The following is a 24,999-nucleotide window of genomic DNA, read 5'->3' as shown; positions in this document are numbered from 1 at the left end:
GGGGCGCAAAAACGTCAAACCGGCGCCTCCGCCTTGATACAAGCCTTACACCCAGCGTTTGCGCGAAGGTGCGCCTATGCGTTAGTGTGTCGGTCCCGGCGCCTCAGAGGGCGCCGGTTCCATGATTACCATACGGGAAGTGCTATGAACAAACAGGAACTGATTGATGCAGTCGCCGCAGCGACGGGCGAAAGCAAGGCGGCAACCGGCCAGACCATCGACGCGATCGTCGAGGCAGTGACCAAGGCCGTGGTGAGCGGCGATACGGTGCAACTGGTCGGTTTCGGTTCGTTCTCGACCGGCGCGCGCGCGGCACGCGTGGGGCGCAATCCGTCGACGGGCGAAGAGATCCAGATCGCCGCGGCCAAGACGGTGAAGTTCACCGCAGGCAAGGCGTTCAAGGAAGCCGTCAACGCGTCGTAAGCAACGCGCTTCACGCCGGAGCATTCGCGATGCGCGCCGCAGCCCCGCTGTGAGGCGCGCGTGAGTGATGCGTCGGGCGTGAGGATCACGCGCTGCCCAGCCCGGCCAGGCGATTCGCCGGCAACTGGTGCGGCGCGTGTGTCTGGCTCCTTGAGCCGGGCGTTCGTGGGCTCGACCGGCTTCGATCGAGTCTGAAGCGGACCCGCCGCGGCCATCGCGATCGGGCGGTCCGTGCGTTGCCCTGTCAGCCCGCGCGACGCTTGCGGGTTGCCTCGGCGAGCGTGGCGAGCACCGGTTCGGTCTGCGCCCAGCTCACGCAGGCATCCGTGATCGACACGCCGTAACGCAACGGCACACCGGCCTTCAGGTCCTGACGGCCTTCTTCCAGATGACTTTCGAGCATCACACCGATGATGCGGCGCTCGCGCTCCGACAGTTGCCGCGCGATATCGTCCGCGACCTCGATCTGCCGCAAGTGCGATTTGTTCGAGTTCGCATGCGAGCAGTCGATCATCACCTGCTCGCGCAGACCCGCTGAACTCAGCGCTTCACAGGTCGCCTGCACCGACGCGCTGTCGTAGTTCGGCCCTTTCTTGCCGCCGCGCAGGATCACGTGCGCGTCGTCGTTGCCGCGCGTTTCGAAGATCGCGGCCATGCCCATTTTCGTCATGCCCATGAACGCGTGGCTTGCACGCGCCGCGACGATCGCGTCGGCGGCGATCTGCACGCCGCCGTCGGTGCCGTTCTTGAAGCCGATCGGGCAGCTCAGGCCCGACGCGAGCTGACGATGACTCTGGCTCTCGGTCGTGCGCGCGCCGATCGCACCCCACGCGATCAGATCGGCGATGTATTGCGGGCTCAACAGGTCGAGAAACTCGGTCGCCGTGGGCAGGCCCAGACCGTTGATGTCGAGCAGCAATTGCCGGGCGAGACGCAGGCCTTCGTTGATGCGGAAGCTGCCGTCCAGACGCGGATCGTTGATGTAGCCTTTCCAGCCCACCGTCGTGCGCGGTTTCTCGAAGTACACGCGCATCACGATCAGCAGATCGTCCCGGTAGTGATCGGCGGCGGCCTTCAGCTTGCGCGCGTATTCGATCGCCTGGTCGTGGTCGTGAATCGAACAGGGGCCGACGATCAGCACGAGCCGGTCGTCGCGGCTGTGCAGAATGTTGGCGATTTCGACGCGAGTCTTCTCGACCAGCGACTGCACCGCGGGCGGCACCGGCAGTTCGTCCTGCAGCAGCGCGGGGGAAATCAGCGGACGGACCGCGCCGATGCGCACGTCGTCGATGCGCGTGGTGTCCTGGGTGGCGTCGGCCGAGCCGACTTCCTGATCGTGCAGGGGATTGTCGAGGGCGCTCAAGATGTTCTCCGCAATCGGTTGATGAGGCGGCCTTGCCGCCTGATTATGCGAGCGCCGCCGCGATGAGGGCGTGCGGGCGCCGCGTGGGTTTGAGGTGGACCGTGCGGGTTGGGTTACTGCGTGCCTCGGGCGAGGTTTGACGCAAGGTCTTGCGTCGGGCTTGACGCGAAGCCGACGCGACCGCGCACGGATGCGCTGGCGCGATTATGACACCCGCGCCGGCCTCATGGCAGGTGGACCGGCGGGCAGGCGGCGCGGCGGATTCAGAGCTTCTTGAGCAACGCCATCGCGGCGGCCGGATTGCGCTCCTTGAAGCCGCTGATCACATAGAGATAGACGTCGCGCGTGGCGGCTTTCGCGGGCGGCTCCGCGCAGGTCTCGAGATCGTCGGGCGTGATGCCCGCGGCGAGCTGGCGCGCGCGTTCGGCCCACGCGTCGAGCGCTTTCGTCGAATAGCCTTTGGCTTGCTGTTCGCTCGTGCCCATGATGCGCGCGTAGACGAACGGTGCGGTGATGTCGGCGATCTGCGGATACTCGCTGTCGGCCGCGAGCACGACCGCGACCTTGTACTTGCGCGCCAGGGCGATGAGTTCCGGTGTCCTGAACGAATCGTGACGAACCTCGACCGCGTGCCGCAGCTTCTGTCCTTCGATGCTCGCGGGCAGCAGCTTCAGAAAGGCCTCGAAATCGTCGGCGTCGAATTTTTTGGTCGGCGCGAACTGCCAGTTGATGGGCCCGAGCTTCTGCTTGAGCAGCAGCACGCCGCTTGCGAAGAATCGCTCGATCGTGTCGCCGGCTTCGGCCAGCACCTTGCGGTTGGTCGCGTAACGCGGCGCTTTCAGCGAGAACACGAAATCGTCGGGCGTCTCCTGATACCACTTCTCATAGCTGGCCGGTTTCTGCAAACCGTAGAACGTGCCGTTGATTTCGATCGACGTCAGATGCCGGCTCGCATATTCGAGTTCGCGGCTTTGCGTCAGGTCTTCCGGATAAAACGGCCCGCGCCACGGCGCATAGGTCCAGCCGCCGATGCCGATGCGAATGCGTGCGGCGGACGTGGATCTGGACGACGTTTCGGTTGATTTTTTCGTTGGCGCTTTCTTTGCGGCTTTCGGTTTGTCGCCGCGTTCTTCGCCAGACTTCTCGCTTCGCTTGTTGCTTTCCTTCGCGCTTGTCGCTGCGGGCACTTGGGCTCTCCTTCGGGCTGCGGCGGGAAAGCTCGTAGATTAGCCGCTTTTCTCGCGGCGCGCGGCGCTGGCTTCGTCGAAACGACGGCTCGCTGCGGCCACTTCCACGCGAAAGCGCTGCAACGCGCCGAGCGCGAGGTCGGGCGGCGTCAGCGCGACCCACAGCACGTCGATCAACTGATCGGCGGTGGCGTCGATATCGATCTGCCGGTTCGTCAGCGTCGCGTCCCACAGCACGTGCTCCATCGGGCCGAACACCATCGAGCGCAACAGGCGCAGCGGCATGTCGGAGCGAATCTCGCCGCTTTGCTGGCCTTGCGCGAGCACGCGCATCAACGGCGCGGTGTAGCGGCGCTGCAGTTCGGTCAGCGCTTCGCTCAGTTCGTGATGCCGCGTGCGGCCTTCGGACAGCACGAGCGCGCACAGATCGGTGCCATTCACGAGCATCAGCCGCAGATGCATGCGCACGATGAACGCGAACTGCTGGCGCACGTTGCCGTCGCGCGGCAGGCCCGCTTCGATCGCCTCGATGATCTCGTCGTACCAATCGCCGATGACACGAGCGCACAACTCGCGCTTGCCGCGAAAGTAGCTGAACACCGTCGCCTCGGAAACGCCCAGGCGCTGCGCGATTTCCGCGGTCGTCGCGCGTTCGTAGCCCTTTTCGGAGAACACGTCGCGCCCCGCCTGAAGAATCTCCTTCACGCGCTGCTGCGACTTGCGCCCGGCCGGCTGGCGACGCGAGACAGGTAATCCGGCCTTCTCGGCAACCGTCATATGAGTAAAATTCAGATTTGTGATGCGGATTGGGGCTCGAGCTGGCGTTTGAACGCTGCGTCTGTGCCCGATGAACGCGATCGTAGCACCGAATCGGCCGGCTCATGCGGGTTTGTAAGTTTATGAGTAACACTCAAAAATACCTATTGACGCTTACGTCAATCTGGCGTGAAATGCGCGTTGACATGCTTTCGCGTGCCGCTTCGCATTCCACCAGCGGCCGCCCACGAACTCAGGAGACACCGCAATGCCCAATCTGCCCGGTTTGCAGTTCCCGCTCGGCGAAGAGATCGAAATGCTGCGCGACAGCATTGCGTCGTTCGCCGCCAAAGAAATCGCGCCGCGCGCCGGGGAAATCGATCGCACCGATCAGTTCCCGATGGACCTGTGGCGCAAGTTCGGCGACCTCGGCGTGCTCGGCATGACGGTTTCCGAAGAGTACGGCGGCGCGAACATGGGCTATACCGCGCATATGGTCGCGATGGAGGAAATTTCGCGTGCGTCGGCATCGGTTGGCCTGTCGTACGGCGCGCATTCGAACCTGTGCGTGAACCAGATTCATCGCAACGGCACCGACGCGCAGAAGCGCAAGTATCTGCCGAAGCTCGTGTCGGGCGAGCACGTCGGCGCGCTCGCGATGAGCGAGCCGAACGCGGGCTCGGACGTGGTCAGCATGAAGCTGCGCGCCCAGAAGAAGGGCGATCGTTACGTGCTGAACGGCACCAAGATGTGGATCACCAACGGCCCCGACTGCGACACCCTGGTCGTCTATGCAAAGACCGATCCCGAAGCGAATTCGCGCGGCATCACCGCGTTCATCGTCGAGAAGGGCATGAAGGGTTTCTCGGTCGCGCAGAAGCTCGACAAGCTCGGCATGCGCGGCTCGCACACCGGCGAGCTGGTGTTCCAGGACGTCGAAGTGCCGGAGGAAAATATCCTTGGGGCATTGAACGGCGGCGTCAAAGTGCTGATGAGCGGTCTCGACTACGAGCGCGCGGTGCTCGCGGGCGGCCCGACCGGCATCATGGTCGCGGTGATGGACGCGGTCGTGCCGTATATCCACGACCGCAAGCAGTTCGGCCAGTCGATCGGCGAATTCCAGCTGATCCAGGGCAAAGTCGCCGATCTGTACACGACGCTGCAGGCATGCCGCGCGTATCTGTACGCGGTGGGCCGCCAACTCGACACGCTCGGCAACGACCATGTGCGCCAGGTCCGCAAGGACTGCGCGGGCGTGATTCTGTACACGGCCGAAAAGGCGACCTGGATGGCTGGCGAGGCGATCCAGATTCTCGGCGGCAATGGCTATATCAACGAGTATCCGGTCGGTCGTCTGTGGCGCGATGCGAAGCTCTATGAAATTGGCGCGGGCACGAGCGAGATTCGTCGCATGCTGATCGGCCGGGAGCTGTTTGCCGAAACGCTGTGATGCAAGCGCGCGTGAACCCCCTCAATACGCCGCACTTTGGAGAAGCGACGTCATGCCGATCATCGAATCGAAACTGAACCCACGCTCGGACGACTTTCGCGCGAACGCGGCGGCGCTCGAAGCGCTCGTCGCCGATCTGCGCGCGAAGATCGAGCAACTCGCGCAGGGCGGCGGCCAGGCCGCGCGCGACAAGCACACGAGCCGCGGCAAGCTGCTGCCGCGCGAGCGGATCGCGCAACTGCTCGATCCGGGCACGCCGTTTCTCGAACTGTCGCAACTCGCCGCGTACGGCATGTACAACGACGATGCGCCGGGCGCCGGCGTGATCACCGGCATCGGCCGGATCGCGGGACAGGAGTGCGTGATCGTCTGCAACGACGCAACCGTGAAGGGCGGCACCTACTATCCGGTCACCGTGAAGAAGCACGTGCGCGCGCAGGAAATCGCCAGCGAAAACCGCTTGCCGTGCGTATACCTCGTCGACTCGGGTGGCGCGAATCTGCCGAATCAGGACGACGTATTTCCCGATCGCGATCACTTCGGCCGCATCTTCTACAACCAGGCAAATCTGTCGGCCGCGGGTATTCCGCAGATCGCGGTCGTGATGGGCTCGTGCACCGCGGGCGGCGCGTATGTGCCGGCGATGAGCGACGAGTCGATCATCGTCAAGAACCAGGGGACGATTTTTCTCGGCGGCCCACCGCTCGTCAAAGCCGCGACCGGCGAAGTGGTCAGCGCCGAAGATCTCGGCGGCGGCGACGTGCATACGCGTCTGTCGGGCGTCGTCGATCATCTTGCGCAGAACGATGCGCATGCGCTCGGGATCGCGCGCAGCATCGTCGGCCATCTGAACCGCGTGAAGCCGGCGCCGCTCGTATTGCAGGAGCCGAAGCCGCCGCGCTACGACCCCCAGAGCATCTACGGCGTGATTCCGGTCGACACGCGCAAGCCGTTCGATATCCGCGAAGTGATCGCGCGTATCGTCGACGATTCCGCGTTCGACGAATTCAAGGCGCGCTACGGCACCACGCTCGTCTGCGGCTTCGCGCATATCTGGGGGCATCCGGTCGGCATCGTCGCGAACAACGGCATTCTGTTTTCCGAATCGGCGCTGAAGGGTACGCACTTCATCGAACTGTGCTGCCAGCGCAAGATCCCGCTCGTGTTTCTGCAGAACATCACCGGCTTCATGGTCGGCCGCAAGTACGAAAACGAAGGCATTGCGAGGAACGGCGCGAAGATGGTCACCGCGGTCGCGACCGCGAAGGTGCCGAAGTTCACGGTGATCATCGGCGGCTCGTTCGGCGCGGGCAACTATGGCATGTGCGGCCGCGCGTATTCGCCGCGCTTCCTGTGGATGTGGCCGAACGCGCGCATCTCCGTGATGGGCGGCGAGCAGGCCGCGTCGGTGCTCGCCACCGTCAAGCGCGACGGCATCGAAGCGAAGGGCGGCAACTGGAGCGCGGAGGAAGAAGAGGCGTTCAAGCAGCCGATCCGCGAGCAATACGAGCATCAGGGCCATCCGTACTACGCGAGCGCGCGGTTGTGGGACGACGGCGTGATCGACCCCGCGCAAACTCGCGACGTGCTTGGGCTGGGTTTGTCGGCGGCGATGAACGCGCCGATCGAAGACACGCGTTTCGGCGTGTTCAGAATGTGATGGCCCGCGTCACCGCGATGCGACCGCGTAAGGCAAAGGAGTGTTACGCATGCAATACGAAACGCTGAAGGTCGAGTTTGCCGGCCAGATCGCGACGGTCGCGCTCAATCGTCCGGACGTGCGCAACGCGTTCAACGAAACGATGATCGCCGAGCTGACCGCCGCATTCACCGCGCTCGACACGCGCGACGACCTGCGCGCGGTCGTGCTCGCCGCGAACGGCAAGGCGTTCTGCGCGGGCGCCGACCTGAACTGGATGAAGAAAATGGCCGGCTACTCGGACGACGAGAACCGCGCCGATGCGATGCGGCTCGCCGGCATGCTGTCGGCGGTATATCGCTGCAACAAGCCGGTGATCGCGCGCGTGAGCGGCGACGCATACGCGGGCGGCATGGGCCTGATTGCCGCGTGCGATATCGTCGTCGCGGTCGACAGCGCGCACTTCTGCCTCTCCGAGGCGCGGCTCGGGCTGATTCCCGCGACGATCGCGCCATACGTGATTCGTGCGCTCGGCGAGCAGGCGTCGCGGCGCTACTTCCTCACCGCCGAGGCGTTCGACTGCGCGACCGCCTTGCGACTGGGTCTGGTCAGCGAAGTGGTCACCAGTGCGGAACAGCTCGACGCAACGGTCGCGCAACTCGCGCAGACGCTGTGCGCGAACGGCCCGCAAGCGGTGCGCGCCTGCAAGCGGCTCGTGCAGGACATCGCGGGCCGCGAGTTGAGCGACGCGCTGATCGAGGACACCGGCGTGCGGATTGCGAAAACGCGGGCCGGCGCAGAGGGCCGCGAAGGCGTGGCGTCGTTCCTCGAAAAGCGCACGCCGGGCTGGCGCAACTGACATGCTCCGCTAACAACCATCGCCCCGTACCGCCCATTTCATCGAGACACTCATGTTCAACAAGATCCTGATCGCCAACCGGGGTGAAATTGCGTGCCGCGTCGCGGCGACCTGCAAGCGGCTCGGCATTGCGAGCGTGGCCGTCTATTCGGACGCCGACGCCAACGCGAAACACGTCGCCGCCTGCGACGAAGCGGTGCATATCGGCGGTTCGACGGCGGCGCAAAGCTATCTGCGCATCGAGCGGATTATCGAAGCCGTGCGCGCGACCGGCGCGCAGGCCGTGCATCCGGGCTACGGCTTTCTTTCGGAAAACGAAGACTTCGCGCATGCGTGCGAGGCGGCCGGCATCGTCTTTATCGGACCGCCGGTCGAAGCGATTGCCGCGATGGGCTCGAAGGCCGCCGCGAAAGCGCTGATGCACGCGGCCGCGGTGCCGCTCGTGCCCGGCTATCACGGCGACGACCAGGAGCCGCAGCTGTTGCAGCGCGAGGCGGACACGATCGGTTATCCGGTGCTGCTGAAGGCGAGCGCGGGCGGCGGCGGCAAGGGCATGCGCGTGGTCGAGCGCAGCGCGGACTTCGCGGCCGCGCTGCTGTCGTGCAAGCGAGAGGCGGCGAGCAGCTTCGGCAACGATCGCGTGCTGATCGAGAAGTATCTGACCCGGCCGCGTCACGTCGAGGTCCAGGTGTTCGCCGATCAGCACGGCGGCGCCGTTTATCTGTTCGACCGCGACTGTTCGGTGCAGCGGCGTCATCAGAAAGTGCTCGAGGAAGCGCCCGCGCCGGGGCTCCCGGCCGAGGTCAAGCGCGCGATGGGCGAAGCGGCCGTGGCCGCCGCGCGCGCGGTCAACTACGTTGGCGCGGGTACGGTCGAGTTCATCATGACGCCGACCGGCGAGTTCTATTTCATGGAGATGAACACGCGGCTGCAGGTCGAGCATCCCGTCACCGAGATGGTGACGGGGCAGGACCTCGTCGAATGGCAGTTGCGCGTTGCCGCGGGCGAGAGTTTGCCGCTCACCCAGCAGCAGTTGAAGCTCGACGGCCACGCGATCGAGGCGCGCATCTACGCAGAGCATCCGGCGCGCGGCTTCCTGCCGTCCACCGGCACGCTCAAGCATCTGCGCATGCCCGAAGGCGTCGAGTTCGCGATCGACGCGGCCGGGCTCGGCGAGCCGGGCCGCAAGGCGCCGGTGCGTATCGACAGCGGCGTGCGCGAGGGGGACACGATCACGCCGTTCTACGATCCGATGATCGCCAAGCTGATCGTGCACGGCGCGACGCGCGAGGAGGCATTGGCGCGCCTCGCGCGTGCGCTGCATGCCTGCGAGGTGGTCGGGCCGCACACGAACGTCGAGTTTCTGCGGCGCATCGTCGCGAGCGAACCGTTCGCGAGCGGCGAGCTCGACACCGGTTTGATCGAGCGTCATCACGACGTGCTGTTCGCGCCGGCACAGAAGCCGTTCAAGGAAGCGCTCGCGCTCGCGTGCGCCGCGTTGTTGACGCGCGAGGGCGGCACCGCGCACGGCGCGTCGCCGTGGGACGCGTTGTCGCACTGGCGGCTCAATAGCGGCTACACGCAAACGCTCGGCTGGCGCGTGATCGACGACGGTGCCAACGACGACAGCCCCGACGCGTTCACGGTCGTTTTCGCGCGCAACGGGGACACGCAAGCGCTCGTGCAAACACTCGAACACGACGGCGTGCGCGAGGACTTCACATGGTCGGTCGGCGCGGGCCCCCATGAATTGCGCGCGACGATCGGCGATGCGCGCGTGACGGGGCGTGTATTCGTCGACGGCGACAGGTTCCACGTGTTCTGCCACGGCGAGACGCTCGCATTCGAATGGCAGAACCTGCTCGCGCATGCCGCGGATGCCGAGCACGGCGAAGGCCGTCTGACCGCGCCGATGCCGGGCAAAGTGATCGCGGTGCTGGTCGAACCAGGCGCGGTGGTCGAGAAGGGCGCGCCGCTGATCGTGATGGAAGCGATGAAGATGGAGCATACGATCGGCGCCCCGGCGGCGGGCACGGTCGCCGAGGTGCTGTATGCGGTCGGCGATCAGGTCAGCGACGGCGCGCAACTGCTGGTGCTGGAGGTGCAGCAGGCGGGTGAATAAGCGCGTCGAGTGGCAGATGAGCGAGTAGGTGAATCAAGCGAGCCGCGCGTAGCCCGCGGCGCGCGCTTCGCTTTCCAACTCGCCGATGCGCGCGTAGTCGGTCAGCGGCAACGTCGAAAAACCCCTTAAACGCAGGCGTTTTGCGCGCTCGGGGCGGACGCTCAGCGCCTCGTTCAACGCGTCGCGCAACGCGGCGACCGTGGCGGGCGGCACATTGGCCGCGGCGATCAGCGGCAAGCCCGGCGAGGCGGCGGTCATGCCGATCGCGCGCACGCGCCCCGCGAGTTCCGGAAGCACGTCGCAAACGAAGGCGAAGGTCACGCAGTCGATTGCGGCGACGTCCGCGCGATTGTCCGCGACCGCGCGCAGCGAGCCGACATGCGAGCCCGTGCGCAGCACCGCGCCGAAGAACATGCCGGCGCGCGCGAGCGGCGCGACCGCGTGACGAAAGGCGTTCATGCCGCTGTTCGAATCGTCCTGGTTGTAGGCGGCGCGCGCGCCTCGGCACGAGGCGAGTGAGTCGAAGCGCGCGTCGGCGCGCGCGACCAGTACGCTCGAGTAATGCGCGCCGTCGCAGCCGGGCGCATCGAAACAGGGTGTCGCGACCAATTGTACCTGCGCGTGCAGCCCCTGCATCAGCGGATAACCGCAGGTCTGGGAAATCAGCAGATTCGGGCGCCGCCAGAAGCCGTGCAGTTCCTCGTCCGGTTCGACGATGCGGCACGCGGGCTTGACCCGGCGCAGCACGTCGTCGAGCCACTCGCGCCATTCGAGGTCGAGCGCGGGTGTCACGTTGTACATCGGCAGGGCGGCGATCCAGTTCATGAAGGCGTTTCTCGCGCCTAATGTCTGACCAATTTGAATTCATCGAGACCGAGCCGCACCGGCTCGCTCGGCGTGAATTGCCATCGCTGCGCGGCTACGGAGAGGATCTCGTCCTGCGCATCCTCGAACGCGACCAACAGGTCCTGCTTGCGACGGCTCACGGCGCCACAGAACTCGACCAGCGCGTCGGCGCTAACTTCAAAAATCTGCGCACGATCGTCGCAGCACACGCGGAACGCGACCGTCGCGCATTCCGTCACACAGGGCCGGAACCCTTCATCGACATAGACCGACATGGCGAACTCCTTCGGACGCCTGAATCGACAGGATGACAAACCGCGCCTGCCAGGTATGTGGGAGAACCGGCATTGACGGCCAAATGCCCGGCGCCGCGACAGGCGCGACGGTCCGGAAACTGGCGAAAAGTAAGCCAGAAACTGGCGGCGGACTCGTTCAAGTCCGAGCCAGGGCCGCGGCGTGAACCGTGGCCGGAGGGAGACGGCGGCGGTTCGACTCGCCATCGGTCTCGCCTGCTGGTGGCCCGCCCCGGGTCAGAATCGCGGCGGGCACTGCTCAGAAAACGCTTAAATCGGGCCCTCCAATCCAATGTCGAAATCGACGCGATAGCCGCTCGCGCCGGTCTCGGACTGTGTTTGGATTTTCTCACCAACCTCGCGGTGCAGATCGGCGTAGGTATCCACTTTACGATTAGCGCGCGTTTTGTGCAGGCGATGCGTCCGGCGGGGCTGGCCGGGTTGCGTGAGCGGCCGGGATATTGAGCCGACGGATCAGCGGGCCCAATGTCGTCGCCTGAATCAGCAGGCTGAATACCACGACGAGATACGTGACGCCGATGAACATTTCGCGTCCGTGAAACTCCGGCAGCGACAGCGCGAGCGCAATCGAGATGCCGCCGCGCAGTCCGCCCCACGTCAGCACGACAGCTGAATGCGGACTGAGCCGCCGGAAGTTCTGCAGCGCGAGCAGCGGAATCGCGACGCTGACGCCGCGCGCGAACAGCACGACCGGAATCGCCGCCAGCCCGAGCCAAACGATCTCGACGCGCAGCGACAGCGCAATGATTTCGAGTCCGATCAGCCCGAACAGCACGAGATTGAGCAACTCGTCGAGCAGGTCCCAGAAGTTGAACAGATGCTCGCGCGTCTTCTCCGACATCGACGTCGACGCGCCGTGATTGCCGATCACGAGCCCCATGATCACGACCGCGAGAGGCGCTGACACGTGCAGCGCTTCCGCGAGACTATAGCCGCCGGTCGCGAGCGCGAGTGTGATCAGGATTTCGACTGGATAGCTGTCGATACCTCGCAGCAGCAGCGACGCGCCGAAGCCGAGCGCCGCGCCGAGCACGAGCGCTCCGGCGACTTCGCGCAGCAGATCGAATGCGATCGCGCCCGCGGAAAACTCGTTCGCGCCGGTCGCGAGTCCGACTAGCGTGACGAATGCGACGACGGCCGTGCCGTCGTTGAACAGCGATTCGCCGGTAATCTTGGTTTCGAGGCTTTCGGGCGCCGCCGCGCGCTTGAGCACGCTGAGTACCGCGATCGGATCGGTCGGCGAGATCAGCGCGCCGAACACGAGACACCACGGCAGGCTCACCGGCTGGCCGAGCCATTGCGCCGCGTAGTAAAAGCCGAAGCCGACCACCGCGATCGAAATCAATACGCCGATCGTCGCGAGCATCAGCACCGCGCGCCGCTGCGTGCGCATCTTCGACAGATCGACGTGCAGCGCGCCGGCGAACAGCAGCAGACTTAGCAGGCCGTGAAACACGATGTCGGCAAAATCGATCTGCACGACGATCTTGCGCGCGGCGATCGCCATCGCCGGATAGTAGAATCCGAGCGCAGAAATGCCGACGCAGACGACGAGCCCCACCGCGGTGATGCCGAGCGTGTCGGGCAACCTGATGAATCGATAATTGAGGACGCCGAACAGCGCGACGATGGCGAATAGCGCACCGGCAATCTGGAAGACGCTCATCGTGCACGCTCTCCCGCTTCGCGGCGGCGCGAACGCGTGATCAGGGTGGCACCGAGGTAACTCGCGCGACAAGGCATAAAACAGGCAGGCAGAGAATGCCGACACAATTGCGATATTGAACCAGCGAGATGTTTCACCAGCAATTCCTTATTCAGGCTCATTCAATCCGATAAGCGATCTGCGGTCTGTAATGACACGATCTTTGCCGCTGGCGATCGAGCGACGTACCGGGACGGACGCTTTATTCAAACGCGGCGGACGATGCGGCCAGACGCAGCGTACTTTTTATTGGACCACGAGCGGATGACGGCGAACCGGGCGGAGCCAGGCTCGCCAGACGGGCGCCACGATGGGCAATGGCAGTGTTCGGACTACTGAAGCGCCGGAGGAGTTCCGGTCTTTATTTTGGGATATAGTTTTTTATTTCGAGATGGTTCGCGGGGCTTGATTCGTCGAGGCTATTCGATCGAATCTGAATAAACGGTATGAATCTGTAATCCGAATTTGCCGGTCCGATGACTTCACATTGCATGGAGCCTTGTGATTCATTGTTCCAAAATCTGTAAAGCATATATCTAATCTCACAGTAAAACTGTTTTGCTCGTCATTGAGCATCGTTGACGCTGGAATTGGCAGGTCGAGAGCAGGGAAAGCCCTAACCGGGAATCGCCCAGGATATGACAATTGTTGACAAATGCGAGTCGAGAATGATGCAGCATAGATACATGGCGAAATGCTGTTATGTAGCAATGGGTGAAGGCGGAGAAGAGCATGGAGCAAACCTATCGTTATCGGGGATTCGACATCGTGGTCAACGCGTTGCGCGCGACCGATATGTCCACCCATGTCGGCAGTGCCACGCCGCGGCGCGCGTACGTGGCGAGCGTCACGTTGAAGACGCGGCTGATCGGCGGCGAGTGGTCGACCGCTTTCCGGGTAGCTTCGGTGCCCGGTCGTTCGTCGACCGATCTGCGGGAAGTGCTGGCGGCTGGATTCGCGGCCGCCACTCGGGTCGTCGACGACGTGGTAAGCGTGATGGGCGACGGGTTCGCGCGCAAGGCGGCCTGAGTTCCACACGGGGCGCTCGGCGCCGTGGTGCCACGCGGCAGGCGTGATCGCGCACAGGGGTGCCCAGGCGGTCCCGGCATTTCAAAGCGCTCGCGATCGTTGACCGTCGACTACGGTTGTCGGTCGTGGCGAGCGTCGAAATAACCACGCGTATCCCTGCGGTGCGTGTGGGTCCCAGGCAGGGCGTGCTCGTCTCCTCAGCGTCCTGTTGTTTTAATCCCGCCCCCCTGTGCGGGATTTTTTTTGTCAGTCGACATTGCGGGCGCTCGGTAATGCACTGCCACATCCGCACGGCAAAGAAAAACAACAATTTTAACTTTTGTTTGCATTGCGTTTCTTGCTTAATCGTTATAGTCGAACGGGAATCGCGAAAATGTAATTCGGGTTCACTTTTTATTTTTTATGCGCACGCGACACAAGGAAAAGTGCATGTTTAGCTCGCGATTTATGTCGGCTGTGTGAAATCCGGGTGAAAAAGCAAGCGGAACAAATAATGCTTATTCGAAAATCCTTTCTGTTTGCCGTTATTGTCTCCGTCGTGGGGACGACGCAGACCGATAGTCCCGATCCTCACGAACGGCCCGCGCGGATGAATGCGGCGGACGGCACACTGGCCACGTGATCGCCTGCTAACGGGGCAGCAAGGAAAAAAGCCTCGAACACAGGGCGTGATCGAGGCTGCCGAAGGACAGACTCAATGCCTGTCTGGGAAGGTCGATCGGACCCGTGATCGACCTTCCCACTATAGCGAGTTACCCGCCGAGCAACTGTGAACAAATGTCGCGGTCGAATCGACCGGCGAATTCGCGAATAAATCTGAATCGTAGCTTCGGATTCGACTGGCATGCGGATAACGCTGATTACCCACGCCCCTGCATCCGGCGTCGTATATGCAGCCGCCCCGGCGGCTCGAAATACGTGCCGAAGCGCACGAGCCCGGCCTTCTTCAAATGACACGTCATTTCGAAGCTGACCAGCACGCCGGGGTCGTCGTCCTCGAGGATGTCGATGTCGATCGCGCGAATACGAGGTTCATATTTCAGCAGCGTCGCTTCCATCTGCTGCTTCAGCGCGTGCGCCGACGACGGCAATGCCTTGTAGATGTTCGTCATGTCCGGCAGACCGTAATCGGGCAGGTGCTTCAATGCGCCCGCGCGCGTGTTCAGAATGCGTTGCACGTTCTGCTGCACGCTCAGGCATTCGAGCGTGCGGTCGTCGTATGCGTCGAGCGGCTCGCCGCCGATCTGGCCGAGCAGCATATCGTAGAGAGACGGTCCCGCCGGCATCGAGTGGCGCTCCGTTAGCCGTTCGCCGCATGTTCAGCCACGGCTTCTTCGCGATCGATGAAATCGATCGTCAGACTACCTTCGGGTGAACCGGTCAGCAGGATCCTGGCGGGCGCGATTCCATATGCCATGCGCGCGAGCAGTTCGCGCGACACCGTGGGCAGAATGCGCTGATTGACAAACGCATCGACGTTGCGCGCGCCCGATTCGCGCGCGAGACACAACGCGGCCATCGCATCGATCAGCGCTTCGTCGCAGCTCAGTTCGACACCGTGCTGGCGGTGCAGACGCTGCGCGACGTTACCGAGCTTCAGGCGCACGATCGAGGCCAGCGCGCTCGCATCGAGAGGGCGGTACACGAGCGTCTGGAAGCGCGCGAGCAGCGCCGGTTGAAAGTGGCCGACGAGCTGCGGATGAATCGCGTCGAGCAGTTCGTCGTGCGAGATCTCGGGGCTTTCCGCGGTCGTGTCATCGATTTGCGCGCTGCCGAGATTGGACGTCATCAGGATCACGCAATTGCGAAAGTCGATCTCGCGCCCCTCGCCATCGCGCATCATGCCGCGATCGAACACCTGATAGAACATGTCGAGCACGTCGCGGTGCGCTTTTTCGACTTCGTCGAGCAGCACGACGCTGTACGGACGCTGCCGCACCGCCTCGGTCAGAATGCCGCCGCGTCCATAACCGATGTAGCCGGGCGGCGAGCCCTTCAGTTGCGAGACTGTGTGCGATTCCTGGTACTCGGACATATTGATCGTCGTGAGCGCGGCTTCACCGCCGAACAGCAGGTCGGCGAGCGCGAGCGCAGTTTCGGTCTTGCCGACGCCCGATGGTCCAGCAAGCAGAAACACGCCGAGCGGCGCGTGTTCATTCTTGAGCCCCGCCTTGGCGGTCCGCAGGCTTTCGGACAGGGCGGCGAGCGCGTCGTGCTGCGCGACGACGCGTGTCGCGAGCTGCGTTTCCAGCGTCAGCAGGCTTTGCAGTTCGTCTTCGACGAGACTGCCAACCGGCACGCCGGTCCACTCGGCGACGACGCGTGCGATCGCCCGGGCGTCGACGTCGGCGAAGATCAACGGGGCCTTGCCTTGTGCAGTCGTCAGTGCGCGACGTGCTTGCGCGAAAGCGCTGGCATCGCGCGAGACGGCATCGCTGTCGCGTTGGCGGTGCAGCGCCTGGACGAGTTCGAGCTCCTGTTCGTAACGTGTTTGCAGCGCCGCGAGTTCGGCCTTCGCGCTCGCGAGCGCGGCGTCCAGTGCGCCGCGGCGTGCTTCGCTATCGTCGATGCCGATGCGTTCGTCGTCTGCGAGCGCCGCGCGTTCGAGCTTCAGCGCGGCGACCGCGGCCCGCGCGCGTTGCAACTCGGCCGGCGGTGCTTCGAGGCCCATGCGTACGCGCGCGGCGGCCGTGTCGATCAGATCGACGGCCTTGTCCGGCAGTTGCCGCGCCGGGATGTAGCGACGCGCCAGCTTGACCGCGGCGAGCAGCGCTTCGTCGCGAATGTGTACATGGTGGTATCGGGCGTAGCGGCTTTTCAGGCCGCGTAGCATCAAGCAGGCCGCGTCGTCGTCGGGTTCTTCGACCTTGATCATCTGGAAGCGGCGTTCGAGTGCCGCATCGCGCTCGAAGAATTCCTTGTATTCGGACCACGTGGTCGCCGCGATCGTGCGCAATTCGCCGCGCGCGAGCGCAGGCTTCAGCAGGTTCGCGGCGTCGGCGCCGCCCGCCGCGTTGCCGGCGCCGATCAGCGTGTGTGCTTCGTCGATGAACAGCAGGATCGGCACGGGCGAAGCCTGCACCTCGTCGATCACGGTCTTCAGGCGTTGCTCGAATTCGCCTTTCACGCCGGCGCCCGCTTGCAGCATGCCGAGATCGAGCGTGAGGATGCGCACGTCGCTTATTACGTTCGGCACGCTGCCTTCGGCGACGCGCAACGCGAGCCCTTCGACGAGCGCGGTCTTGCCGACACCCGGTTCGCCGACGAGGATCGGATTGTTCTTGCGACGGCGCGCGAGCACGTCGACCATCTGCTGGATCTCGCGCTCGCGCCCGAACACAGGATCGATGTCGCCGCGGCGCGCCTTGTCGGTCAGGTCGATCGCAAAGCGGGCGAGGGCGTCGGCGCTGGCAGGTGTGGTCTCTTTTGCGCGAAAGACGCCGTTCGCCGCCGCGGCGCTTGCCGCAGGTTGCGGCTGTTCAGATCGTTGTTCCTCGTCTTCGCTTTCGATTTCACTTTCGCACGACCGATGCGCCATTCGCGGCAGCAACCGTTCGATCTGCGCACTGCTGACGGCAAGCAGTGGCCACGCATTCTGGGCGCGCAGCATATGCGGCGCATCGACGATCGCCTGCAGCAAATTCCCCGAGCGGATTCGCGCCTCGGGGCTCTCCGAAGATGCGTGAAGCCATGCATCCCTAAGCAGTGCCGCCAGCTGCGGCGACAGGGCGGGCTTGCCGCGCAGATTGCGCGGCAGACGGTCGATTGCACCGAGCAGCGCATCCCACAGCGCGTCGATATCGATCGTGCAACGCCGCAGGATAGCGGGGATGTCGCCGTCGCCGGCTTCGATCAGCTTCAGCAACCAGTGCTCGACCGTGATCTCGTCAGACAGCCGCGTCTGGCAAAGACTCGCGGCCGCTTCGAGCGCCTGCGCGCAGTGCGGGTTGAGTCGGCGCAGCAGATGAGTGGTGTCCCAAAGGGCGCTTCTTCGGTCGTCGCGCAAGGTCATGTCGGCAGTTCGGTCACGGAGGGAAGCGGCAAGTGCGCTGTGCACTCGCCGATGAAAAGGACCAGCCCGCCACGCGGACCGGTAAAGACGCGTCAACGCACGTCACGAGACCGGCGCTGTGCCGGTCCCACTTACCACGCTTACATCAGGAACGCTCGTTCCAGGTGTCCTTGTGGATGATGTTGCCGTCCTTGTACGACCACGTGATCGTCTCGTAGCGCAGCTCGACGTCTTCGATGTGGTTGTGCTTCTCGTAGTCGGGGTTCTTGATGTCGAACATTTTGGGCTTGACCGCGACGATCTTCACGTTGTCCAGCTTCGTGTTGAAGTACTCCTTTTCCTTGCCGGCGTCGTCGATCTTGTACCACTTGATCTCGACCGACTTCAGTGTCTGACCGCTCGTGACAGCCTTGTACAGATACGGCGTCGACGCATCGGTTTCCTTCGTCAGCGTGATCGGTTTGTGCACGCGGGTGCCGGTCAGCTTGCCGGTGTTGCCGTCGGTCGGAATATGCACGCCGTGATCGAACGCGACGAGCTCGACGCTGCCTTCGCGGCCTTGCACCGTCACCGAACCCTTGATGTCAGCGCCGCCGTCGTCCTTGAGCCACATGTAGGCCGGAATTGCCATACTTTCTACTCCTTGATTTTTCTACTGCTGCGACAACCGCCCGGAGCAGCCCCCGAGCGTCTGGATCCCGAAGCGCGATGCTTCAGGGGCGAAACACTGCGATTTTTTCGCCTATTGGTTTGAAGGAGCGTCCGGCACGAGCGTGATTTCAACTCGCCGGTTCTTCGCGCGTCCGTCGTCGGTAGCGTTGCTCGCGATCGGCCGCGTCTCGCCATAGCCCTGAATCGCAAACTGCGACGCCGTGAGGCCCGACACGTCGATCAGCCAGTCGCGCACGGCTTGCGCGCGAGCCGTGGACAACTTCAGATTGCTCTGCGGATTGCCGACGTTATCGGTGTGCCCGGCGACCAGAATCCGCTTGTCTGGATTCTTCCTGATCATTTCGAGTGCACCGACCATCGCGCGCGTCGAGCCGGGCTTCAGCTGAGCGCGGCCGCTGTCGAATAGCGACATGCTGTCGAGCGTGACGACCGCCGGCGGCGCAGCAGGCGGCACGTACGACGCGATCGCGGTGTCCAGCGCCGGCAGCAGTTGCGCACCGCGATACATGCCGAGCGACAGTCGCAGCGGCACTCCGATGCGCGCGTAACGGTCGAGCTGATCGCGATCGGCGACGAGCGCTTGCAGCGCGTCGCATTTGGCGTTGTCGTGCGCGGCCGGAATCATCGAATAGCGGCCGAGGTCGGTGCCGATGCGATCGAGCAGGGCTTCGTTGTTTCTCGCGGCGGACCACGACGCGACGGCGGCCGCGCAAGCGAGCAGCGCGAGCGCATGCGCGCAGGCAGTGCGGCGCGGCGACATCCAGTAGCGCCGCGGTGTTGCTTCGATCAGCGGTTGCGGTAGCGGCCACGGCAGCGGTGATGCGCCGACGGCGGCGCGGCTCACACAGGTTTTCATCTGCACGTCGCGTTCCCACGGATCGGCCGAACCGGTTGCCGAACTGCTTGCTGGACCGCAATCGATCCAACCCGCGCCGAACAACGCCCACGGCGTGGCGGGCTGCTGCGGGTCGGTCAACGTGCCGATCACGACCCGCTGCGTCCAGCCGACGAGCGACGCGAGCGCCGCCGCGCGCGCGGCACCCGTGGTAGGCGTGGTAGCCGTGGTACTGCCCGCGTCGCCAGGCACGCGCTGAGGCTCGGCTTCGGCCGCGCGGACCACGAGTTCGAAACGCTCGGCATCGACGATTCGCGTCGCCGACGACACCCCGTACCACGCAGGCGCCGACAGACCAGGCGGGCACGTCGTCATCCGCTGATAGACGGCGACATAGCCCGGCAGCCGCCTGCCGAGCGTGCGAGCCGCATCGGCGACGCAATGGCGCACGACGCGCAGCTTCTGCGTGAGCATGTCGGCCCCGACATGCAGCGCGGGCGCCACCGACAGCACGACGCCATCGGGCGCACGTCCGTCGCGCCACTGTCTGAGCGCAACCGCGAGACGCGGTAACTGCTGCGGATGATCGACGCGCAACCAGATCGCGCCGTCGCCGACATGCGCGAAGCGCTCCTCGTGGTTGCGATCGAACAGAGCCGGCAGACCGTCGCCGGTAACGAGCACGAGCGGCATGCGGGTGCGCAGCTTCGGCGGAATTCCGGCGGTCGAGGCGCCGAGCGCGGCCAGGACCTGCGCGCTCTGTTCGCCCGCGCGGGACAGCCAGAGCGTGCGCCATCCGACGAGTACGCCCACGAGCAAGCCGACGACCGCCGTCAGCGCCCATGCGATGCCGCGTCCGCCCGGCAGCACGAACCAGATCGCCGCGAGCGCCAGCACGGCCGTGAACACGAGCATCGCGCGCCACGGGTAACCGAGTCTCTCGTACGCGCGATCGGGCGCGCGCGTCGGCGTTGCGGACAGGACGCGCAGATCGGACTTCACGGCTGCGTGGGCTTCGCGTGCGCGAGTTGCGCTAGCTGGCTGTCGAGCAGGGCCGACCAGACCAGCCAGACGATGGCGGCGACCACGCATGCGAGCCCTGCAATCGCCCACGGCGAGAGCCGGTAGAACCAGTCCGACAAGCGGCGGCCGGGGCGATCGGCGATGAAGGTGCGTGCGGGCGCTGGGCGAAGTTTTTCCAGCTGCGCATGCAGCGCTGTCGTCAACGCCGTGCGTTTCGCTTCGCCATCGCGCGCGAAACGGCCGATCAAGCCGAGGCTCAGAATCGCCGCGTAGCATTCGAGCAGCTCGATGTGCGGCGACGCTTCACGCATGCGCGCTTCGAGCCGTTCGAACACGCGCTCACCCGCGTCGTGCAGGTTGAACAACTCGACTTGCAGCGGTTTCAGTTCCCACCCCGCGCGGCTTTCGGGCGGCAGATAGCGCAGCGCGACTTCATCGAGCAGCCCGCATTGCGCGAGTAGCGCTTCGCGCCGTACGTCGTCGGGATAGCCGCGCCGCTCGAGTGCAGTCGAGAAGTTGGCGATCAGCGCAGCGCAACGATTGCGGAAGTCGATTGCGTGACCCGCGTGACCGCCGGGCGTAAGCGTCGTGACGAGCAGCGCGGTGTCGCGCAGCAGGTCGCGAATGCCTTCGCGCGACGCGGGCGCGCTGTCGAGCAGCGCCGCTTCGTTGGGGCTTCGGGGCAGGGCGTTCATGAGCGCAGTACCGCGTAAAGTTCGAGCGATGCGTCGGGCACCGACGCCGGCAGATAGATCTGGCAGGCGCGCGCGGCGAGCATCTTCGCATGCGCGGCGTTCGCTGGATCGAGCGCGAAGTATTGGTTGTCGAGGCGCACCGGAATCGCGGCCGGCACGCGCGCTACCGCCTTGAGCGGGATGCCGAGCAGCGCCGAATTGATGATGTGCTCGACGTCGTCGGGCGCGCCGATCTTGCACAGGCGCGGGAACTGCTCTGCGAGCTCGAACGCCGGCATCGGCGCGTTGACCGACAGATACCAGTCGGCCGCGCCTTCGACGATGCGCTCGTCGAGGAACTGACCCGCCCACGTGGTCGCGCTCTTGCGCGTGAGGCCGATCGACACGACGCGCGACGGAATGATCGCGTCGAGCAATTCGCGGATCGTGGCCTCGAGCTTTGTGAACACCTCGTCGGCGCGCGCGTGGTCGTAGGCGGGAATGTCGGTGAGTTGCACGCGCGTCGAGAACGTGATCAACGCGCTGACCAGTTGCGCGAGCGTCGTGTAGAGCTGCTCCGGTGAGCGGCGCGGATGCGCCGCGTAGAGCCGCAACTGCGGCCACGCCGCGTGAATGCAGTGCAAAAGCCAGAACAGCTGCACGTCGGCGACGCCATATTCGGCGACCTGTTCGAGCCGTTCGCTACGACGCGCGCCGAGCGCAACGCTCTTCGCCTGCAGGATATCGGCGAGGCGATTGATGCGCTCGACATGCAGTGGGTGGCTGCCGAGCGTCAGGCACGGCGGCACGAAACGGTGATCGACCTGGAACTGGCCGCTCGTGCTGCGCGTGAGCCGCGCGATGGCGCAGACCGTGTCGTCGGCATGCGATTCGAAATCGAACAGCAGACGCAGCGCGTGACGCTCGGACGCGATCTCGGTTTCACTGCCGCCGTTCAGATCCACGACCTTGACGAATTCGCGATACGTGCGGCGTGGACGCGCAAGCGACGTTTCATCGAACCGGCAGTTGTCGCCGTTCGCATCGGGCAGCGCGAGCGCCGCGAACACGACGACGCTTTGCAGATCGGCGGGCACGCCTTGCGCCAGATCGCGCGCGGCGGGCAGAGCGTCGGTCAGCGTCGTGTCGACCGGCGTGCCGTCTGAAAAGCGCAGCTTGAGCCGTGCGAGCTTCAGACGGCCGGTGGCCAACGCCTCTTCGTCGATCTCGACGCCGAGCGTGCCCCACGGCTGCGCGAGCGCGGACGTGGCGAGCTGCTGCAGCGCGAAGCCGGCCCATCGTTCTTGCTGCTGGAAGTGCTGCTGCGTGAGGATGAGGCCCTCATGCCAGAGCGGTTTGTCGATCCGCATAGGTATTTTGGTCTGATGCTTGTTGCTGATTTAATCTGGATTATCCGAGATTTCGGATTCTATATGTCGTATTCGCTGTTCGTATACCCATATTTCGACTGACGTTGAAAATATGACAAAAATTGACTAATTCAGATTTGAGATACGGTTGAGATTTATCCTGAGAAAGCGAAATTCAATTTGAGATTGTGTCAAATAAATGCGCGGCGAATTGACGAAATTTAATAATTGTTAAATTGCGTTAATTCCTCGTTTCCGGCTCTGGGCGGTGCAGCGGCGAGAATATGTGAAAGCAGAATTTATTTAACCATTGTTCACACTGTTTGATTCCGCGTCTCGATCAATATGCTTTGACGTCATGCGGGAAAACCTGCTTTAATATCGTCTGAATTTAAATGAGGTGCACGATCCGAAGTCGTGCAATGCGGTATCGTCGTCGTAATTCCCATTGCGAGTCGCGCATATCTCTTTAAGCGCGCTCGCGGGCATGCGAATGGAATTACCGCATCGCCATGGGCGAGATCTGCGGGTTGTGTCGAATCTGATTACATGAGGAGTATGAATGGACAGCTTTCAGCGCGAAATTCCGAAGAGTCGCGTCTCGATCACGTTGGACCTGCACACGGGCGGCGCGCAGAAGAAGGTCGAGCTGCCTCTCAAGCTGCTGGTCGCCGGCGATTTCAGTGCGGGCCGCGAGCAGGCGGCACTGGCGGAGCGCAAGAAGGTCAACATCGACAAAAATAATTTCGACGCGGTGCTCGCCGACTACGCACCCGACCTGAAGATCGCGGCCGAGAACACGCTCGCCGACGATGGTTCGGAGCTACCGGTCAAGCTCGCGTTTCGCTCGATGAAAGACTTCGAGCCGGAGCAGGTGGCGCGTCAGATTCCCGAATTGCAGGCGCTGCTGGCGATGCGCAATCTGCTGCGCGATCTGAAGTCCAATCTGCTCGACAACAGTATGTTCCGTCGCGAGTTCGAAAAGGTCCTGAAGGACCGGCGCCTGTCGGACAAGCTGCGCGGCGAACTCGCGCAGATCGCCACTGCCGCGACCCAGCCGGAAGGCCATGCCTGAGCGGGAACGGGCGAAGCAAGCCGTCACCGCCTTGCGCAACCGCATTGCTGCAAAAACTCAGCCAGGAACACAAATGGAACAGAACGAATCCCGTCAGGGCGCGACCGAGACCGTTGTGCTCGATGCCGCGCAAGACATGTCCTTCGCCGGCGACAGCGTCTATGCGTCGCTGTGCAACAAGATCAACCTGAAGCCCGTATCCGAGGCGCGCCCGCTCGAGGCATTCCGCGATAGCGACATGCTGTCCGAGGCGTCGGCCGACGAGCGCATCGCGCGTGGTATCGGCGCGTTTCTCGAGCTGGTCGCGCAATCGAGCCAGCCTGTCGAGCGTCTCGACAAGTCGCTGCTCGATTTTCATATCGGCCAGCTCGACCGGCAGATCAGCCGACAGCTCGACGCGGTGCTGCATACCCCTGAGTTTCAGGCGCGCTGGAGGGCCGCTGGCGTGGCCTGAAGATGCTGGTGTCGCGCACGGATTTTCGCAAGAACGCGCGCATCGAAGTGCTGGACGTGTCGAAGGATGCGCTGCAACGCGACTTCGAAGACACGCCGGAGCTGATCCAGAGCGGCCTGTATCGCCTCACGTATATCGAGGAGTACGACACGCCGGGCGGCCAGCCGATCAGCGCGGTGATCAGCGACTTCGAGTTCGCCAATTCGCCGCAGGACGTAGCACTGCTGCGCAACATCTCGAAGGTCGCGGCGGCTGCGCATATGCCGTTCATCGGCTCGGTCGGCGCGGCATTCTTCGGCAAGAAGTCGATGGAGGAAGTCGCGGCGATCCAGGATATCGGCAACTACTTCGATCGCGCCGAGTACATCAAGTGGAAGAGCTTCCGCGATACGGACGACGCGCGTTACGTCGGTCTGACGATGCCGCGCGTGATCGGCCGCCTGCCGTATGGCAAGGACACGACGCCGGTGCGCGCGTTCAATTACGAGGAAGCGGTGAAGGGCCCGGACCATGACCGGTACCTGTGGGTCAACGCGTCGTTCGCGTTCGCGGCCAACATGACGCGCAGCTTCGTGAATAACGGCTGGTGCGTGCAGATCCGCGGCCCGCAGGCTGGTGGCAAGGTGGAAGACCTGCCGGTGCACCTGTACGACCTTGGCACCGGCGTGCAGCCGAAGATCCCGACCGAAGTGCTGATTCCGGAAACGCGCGAATTCGAGTTCGCGAATCTGGGCTTCATTCCGCTGTCGTTCTACAAGAACCACGACTTCGCGTGCTTCTTCTCGGCCAATTCTGCACAGAAGCCGGCACTGTACGAGACCAAGGAAGCGACGGCCAATAGCCGTATCAACGCACGGCTGCCGTACATCTTCCTGCTGTCGCGTATCGCGCACTACCTGAAGCTGATTCAGCGCGAAAACATCGGGACGACCAAGGATCGACGTCTGCTGGAGATCGAGCTCAACAACTGGATCAAGGGTCTCGTGACCGAGATGAAAGATCCGGGCGACGAGTTGCAGGCATCGCACCCGCTGCGTGAAGCGAAGGTGACCGTCGAAGACATCGAGGACAACCCGGGCTTCTTCCGCATCAAGCTTTTCATCATTCCGCACTTCCAGGTCGAGGGGATGGACATCGGGCTGTCGCTGGTGTCGCAAATGCCGAAGGCGAAGAGCTGATCAGGCGTTTTCT

At 63.9% G+C, this 24,999-nt stretch carries 19 protein-coding genes and 1 pseudogene; 8 read left to right on the top strand and 12 right to left on the bottom strand.

The genetic code is table 11. The features are described 5' to 3' along the window. Window positions 1-144 precede the first annotated feature (144 nt). Entirely contained in the window at window positions 145-423 is a 279-nt protein-coding gene (locus OKW30_RS34155) for an HU family DNA-binding protein (RefSeq protein WP_013092091.1), read from the top strand. Window positions 424-667: 244 nt separating this feature from the next. Here OKW30_RS34155 and OKW30_RS34150 read toward each other — a convergent pair whose 3' ends face one another. The 3 genes from OKW30_RS34150 to OKW30_RS34140 form a co-directional block, all read right to left on the bottom strand. Continuing rightward, entirely contained in the window at window positions 668-1,786 is a 1,119-nt protein-coding gene (locus tag OKW30_RS34150) for a 3-deoxy-7-phosphoheptulonate synthase (RefSeq protein ID WP_429348809.1), read from the bottom strand. Between the two features lie 263 nt (window positions 1,787-2,049). Next, the gene (locus tag OKW30_RS34145; RefSeq protein ID WP_429348808.1) at window positions 2,050-2,973 is read right to left on the bottom strand and encodes a DUF72 domain-containing protein; all 924 of its coding nucleotides are present in this window, start codon (window positions 2,971-2,973) and stop codon (window positions 2,050-2,052) included. 39 nt (window positions 2,974-3,012) lie between these two features. After that, window positions 3,013-3,750, bottom strand: a complete 738-nt coding sequence (locus tag OKW30_RS34140) for a TetR/AcrR family transcriptional regulator (RefSeq protein ID WP_184062904.1) — start codon at window positions 3,748-3,750, stop codon at window positions 3,013-3,015. A gap of 247 nt (window positions 3,751-3,997) precedes the next feature. Here OKW30_RS34140 and OKW30_RS34135 point away from each other — a divergent pair, with 247 nt between their 5' ends. Genes OKW30_RS34135 through OKW30_RS34120 form a run of 4 tightly spaced genes read left to right on the top strand, consistent with a single transcriptional unit; the run spans window position 3,998 to window position 9,799 of the window. Then, window positions 3,998-5,179: an isovaleryl-CoA dehydrogenase gene (locus tag OKW30_RS34135; RefSeq protein ID WP_184062902.1), complete on the top strand. Its 1,182-nt coding sequence runs from the start codon at window positions 3,998-4,000 to the stop codon at window positions 5,177-5,179. 52 nt (window positions 5,180-5,231) lie between these two features. Further along, window positions 5,232-6,839 carry a carboxyl transferase domain-containing protein gene (locus OKW30_RS34130; RefSeq protein ID WP_429348807.1) on the top strand — a complete coding sequence of 536 codons (1,608 nt, stop codon included), beginning with the start codon at window positions 5,232-5,234 and terminating at the stop codon, window positions 6,837-6,839. Window positions 6,840-6,888: 49 nt separating this feature from the next. Next, window positions 6,889-7,677, top strand: coding sequence for an enoyl-CoA hydratase/isomerase family protein (locus OKW30_RS34125; RefSeq protein WP_429348806.1), 789 nt, complete (start codon window positions 6,889-6,891; stop codon window positions 7,675-7,677). A gap of 52 nt (window positions 7,678-7,729) precedes the next feature. Then, a complete protein-coding gene (locus OKW30_RS34120; protein WP_429348805.1) occupies window positions 7,730-9,799 on the top strand; it encodes an acetyl/propionyl/methylcrotonyl-CoA carboxylase subunit alpha in 2,070 nt (689 codons plus the stop codon). A 33-nt stretch (window positions 9,800-9,832) separates the two neighbouring features. Here the strand turns inward: OKW30_RS34120 and OKW30_RS34115 are convergent, their stop codons facing one another. From OKW30_RS34115 to OKW30_RS34105, 3 genes are all read right to left on the bottom strand, one after another. Next, window positions 9,833-10,624 (bottom strand): phosphate/phosphite/phosphonate ABC transporter substrate-binding protein, encoded by a 792-nt coding sequence (locus OKW30_RS34115; RefSeq protein ID WP_429348804.1) that lies wholly within the window; start codon window positions 10,622-10,624, stop codon window positions 9,833-9,835. A 17-nt stretch (window positions 10,625-10,641) separates the two neighbouring features. Beyond that, window positions 10,642-10,920, bottom strand: a complete 279-nt coding sequence (locus tag OKW30_RS34110; RefSeq protein ID WP_018423012.1) for a DUF1488 family protein — start codon at window positions 10,918-10,920, stop codon at window positions 10,642-10,644. 412 nt (window positions 10,921-11,332) lie between these two features. Beyond that, window positions 11,333-12,625, bottom strand: a complete 1,293-nt coding sequence (locus tag OKW30_RS34105; protein WP_187626475.1) for a cation:proton antiporter — start codon at window positions 12,623-12,625, stop codon at window positions 11,333-11,335. A gap of 771 nt (window positions 12,626-13,396) precedes the next feature. Here OKW30_RS34105 and OKW30_RS34100 point away from each other — a divergent pair. Beyond that, complete coding sequence (locus OKW30_RS34100; RefSeq protein WP_184062891.1) at window positions 13,397-13,693, top strand: hypothetical protein; 297 nt, start codon at window positions 13,397-13,399, stop codon at window positions 13,691-13,693. Between the two features lie 860 nt (window positions 13,694-14,553). Here the strand turns inward: OKW30_RS34100 and tssE are convergent. The 6 genes from tssE to tssK all read right to left on the bottom strand — a co-directional run bounded on the left by tssE (window position 14,554) and on the right by tssK (window position 22,279). After that, window positions 14,554-14,979, bottom strand: a complete 426-nt coding sequence (gene tssE / locus OKW30_RS34095; RefSeq protein WP_184010942.1) for a type VI secretion system baseplate subunit TssE — start codon at window positions 14,977-14,979, stop codon at window positions 14,554-14,556. Between the two features lie 14 nt (window positions 14,980-14,993). Beyond that, on the bottom strand, window positions 14,994-17,705 hold the full coding sequence (gene tssH, locus OKW30_RS34090) for a type VI secretion system ATPase TssH (protein ID WP_429348803.1): 2,712 nt from the start codon (window positions 17,703-17,705) through the stop codon (window positions 14,994-14,996). A 145-nt stretch (window positions 17,706-17,850) separates the two neighbouring features. Continuing rightward, window positions 17,851-18,336, bottom strand: coding sequence for an Hcp family type VI secretion system effector (locus OKW30_RS34085; protein WP_184062887.1), 486 nt, complete (start codon window positions 18,334-18,336; stop codon window positions 17,851-17,853). Window positions 18,337-18,447: 111 nt separating this feature from the next. Continuing rightward, window positions 18,448-20,214: an OmpA family protein gene (locus OKW30_RS34080; protein WP_429348802.1), complete on the bottom strand. Its 1,767-nt coding sequence runs from the start codon at window positions 20,212-20,214 to the stop codon at window positions 18,448-18,450. Next, complete coding sequence (locus OKW30_RS34075; protein ID WP_429348801.1) at window positions 20,211-20,930, bottom strand: DotU family type IV/VI secretion system protein; 720 nt, start codon at window positions 20,928-20,930, stop codon at window positions 20,211-20,213. Before OKW30_RS34075 ends, OKW30_RS34080 begins: the two co-directional genes overlap by 4 nt. Next, a complete protein-coding gene (tssK, locus tag OKW30_RS34070; RefSeq protein WP_429291421.1) occupies window positions 20,927-22,279 on the bottom strand; it encodes a type VI secretion system baseplate subunit TssK in 1,353 nt (450 codons plus the stop codon). Before tssK ends, OKW30_RS34075 begins: the two co-directional genes overlap by 4 nt. A gap of 562 nt (window positions 22,280-22,841) precedes the next feature. Here tssK and tssB point away from each other — a divergent pair. Beyond that, window positions 22,842-23,354 carry a type VI secretion system contractile sheath small subunit gene (gene tssB, locus OKW30_RS34065; RefSeq protein ID WP_429348800.1) on the top strand — a complete coding sequence of 171 codons (513 nt, stop codon included), beginning with the start codon at window positions 22,842-22,844 and terminating at the stop codon, window positions 23,352-23,354. 73 nt (window positions 23,355-23,427) lie between these two features. Further along, window positions 23,428-24,986: pseudogene (gene tssC, locus OKW30_RS34060) on the top strand (type VI secretion system contractile sheath large subunit). The last annotated feature ends 13 nt before the right edge of the window (window positions 24,987-24,999 follow it).

Source organism: Paraburkholderia sp. Clong3 (assembly GCF_050436485.1).
GTDB classification, from domain to species: domain Bacteria; phylum Pseudomonadota; class Gammaproteobacteria; order Burkholderiales; family Burkholderiaceae; genus Paraburkholderia; species Paraburkholderia tuberum.
Note: the sequence above shows the minus strand (reverse complement) of the source record. Positions and strands in the feature narration are given on the sequence as shown.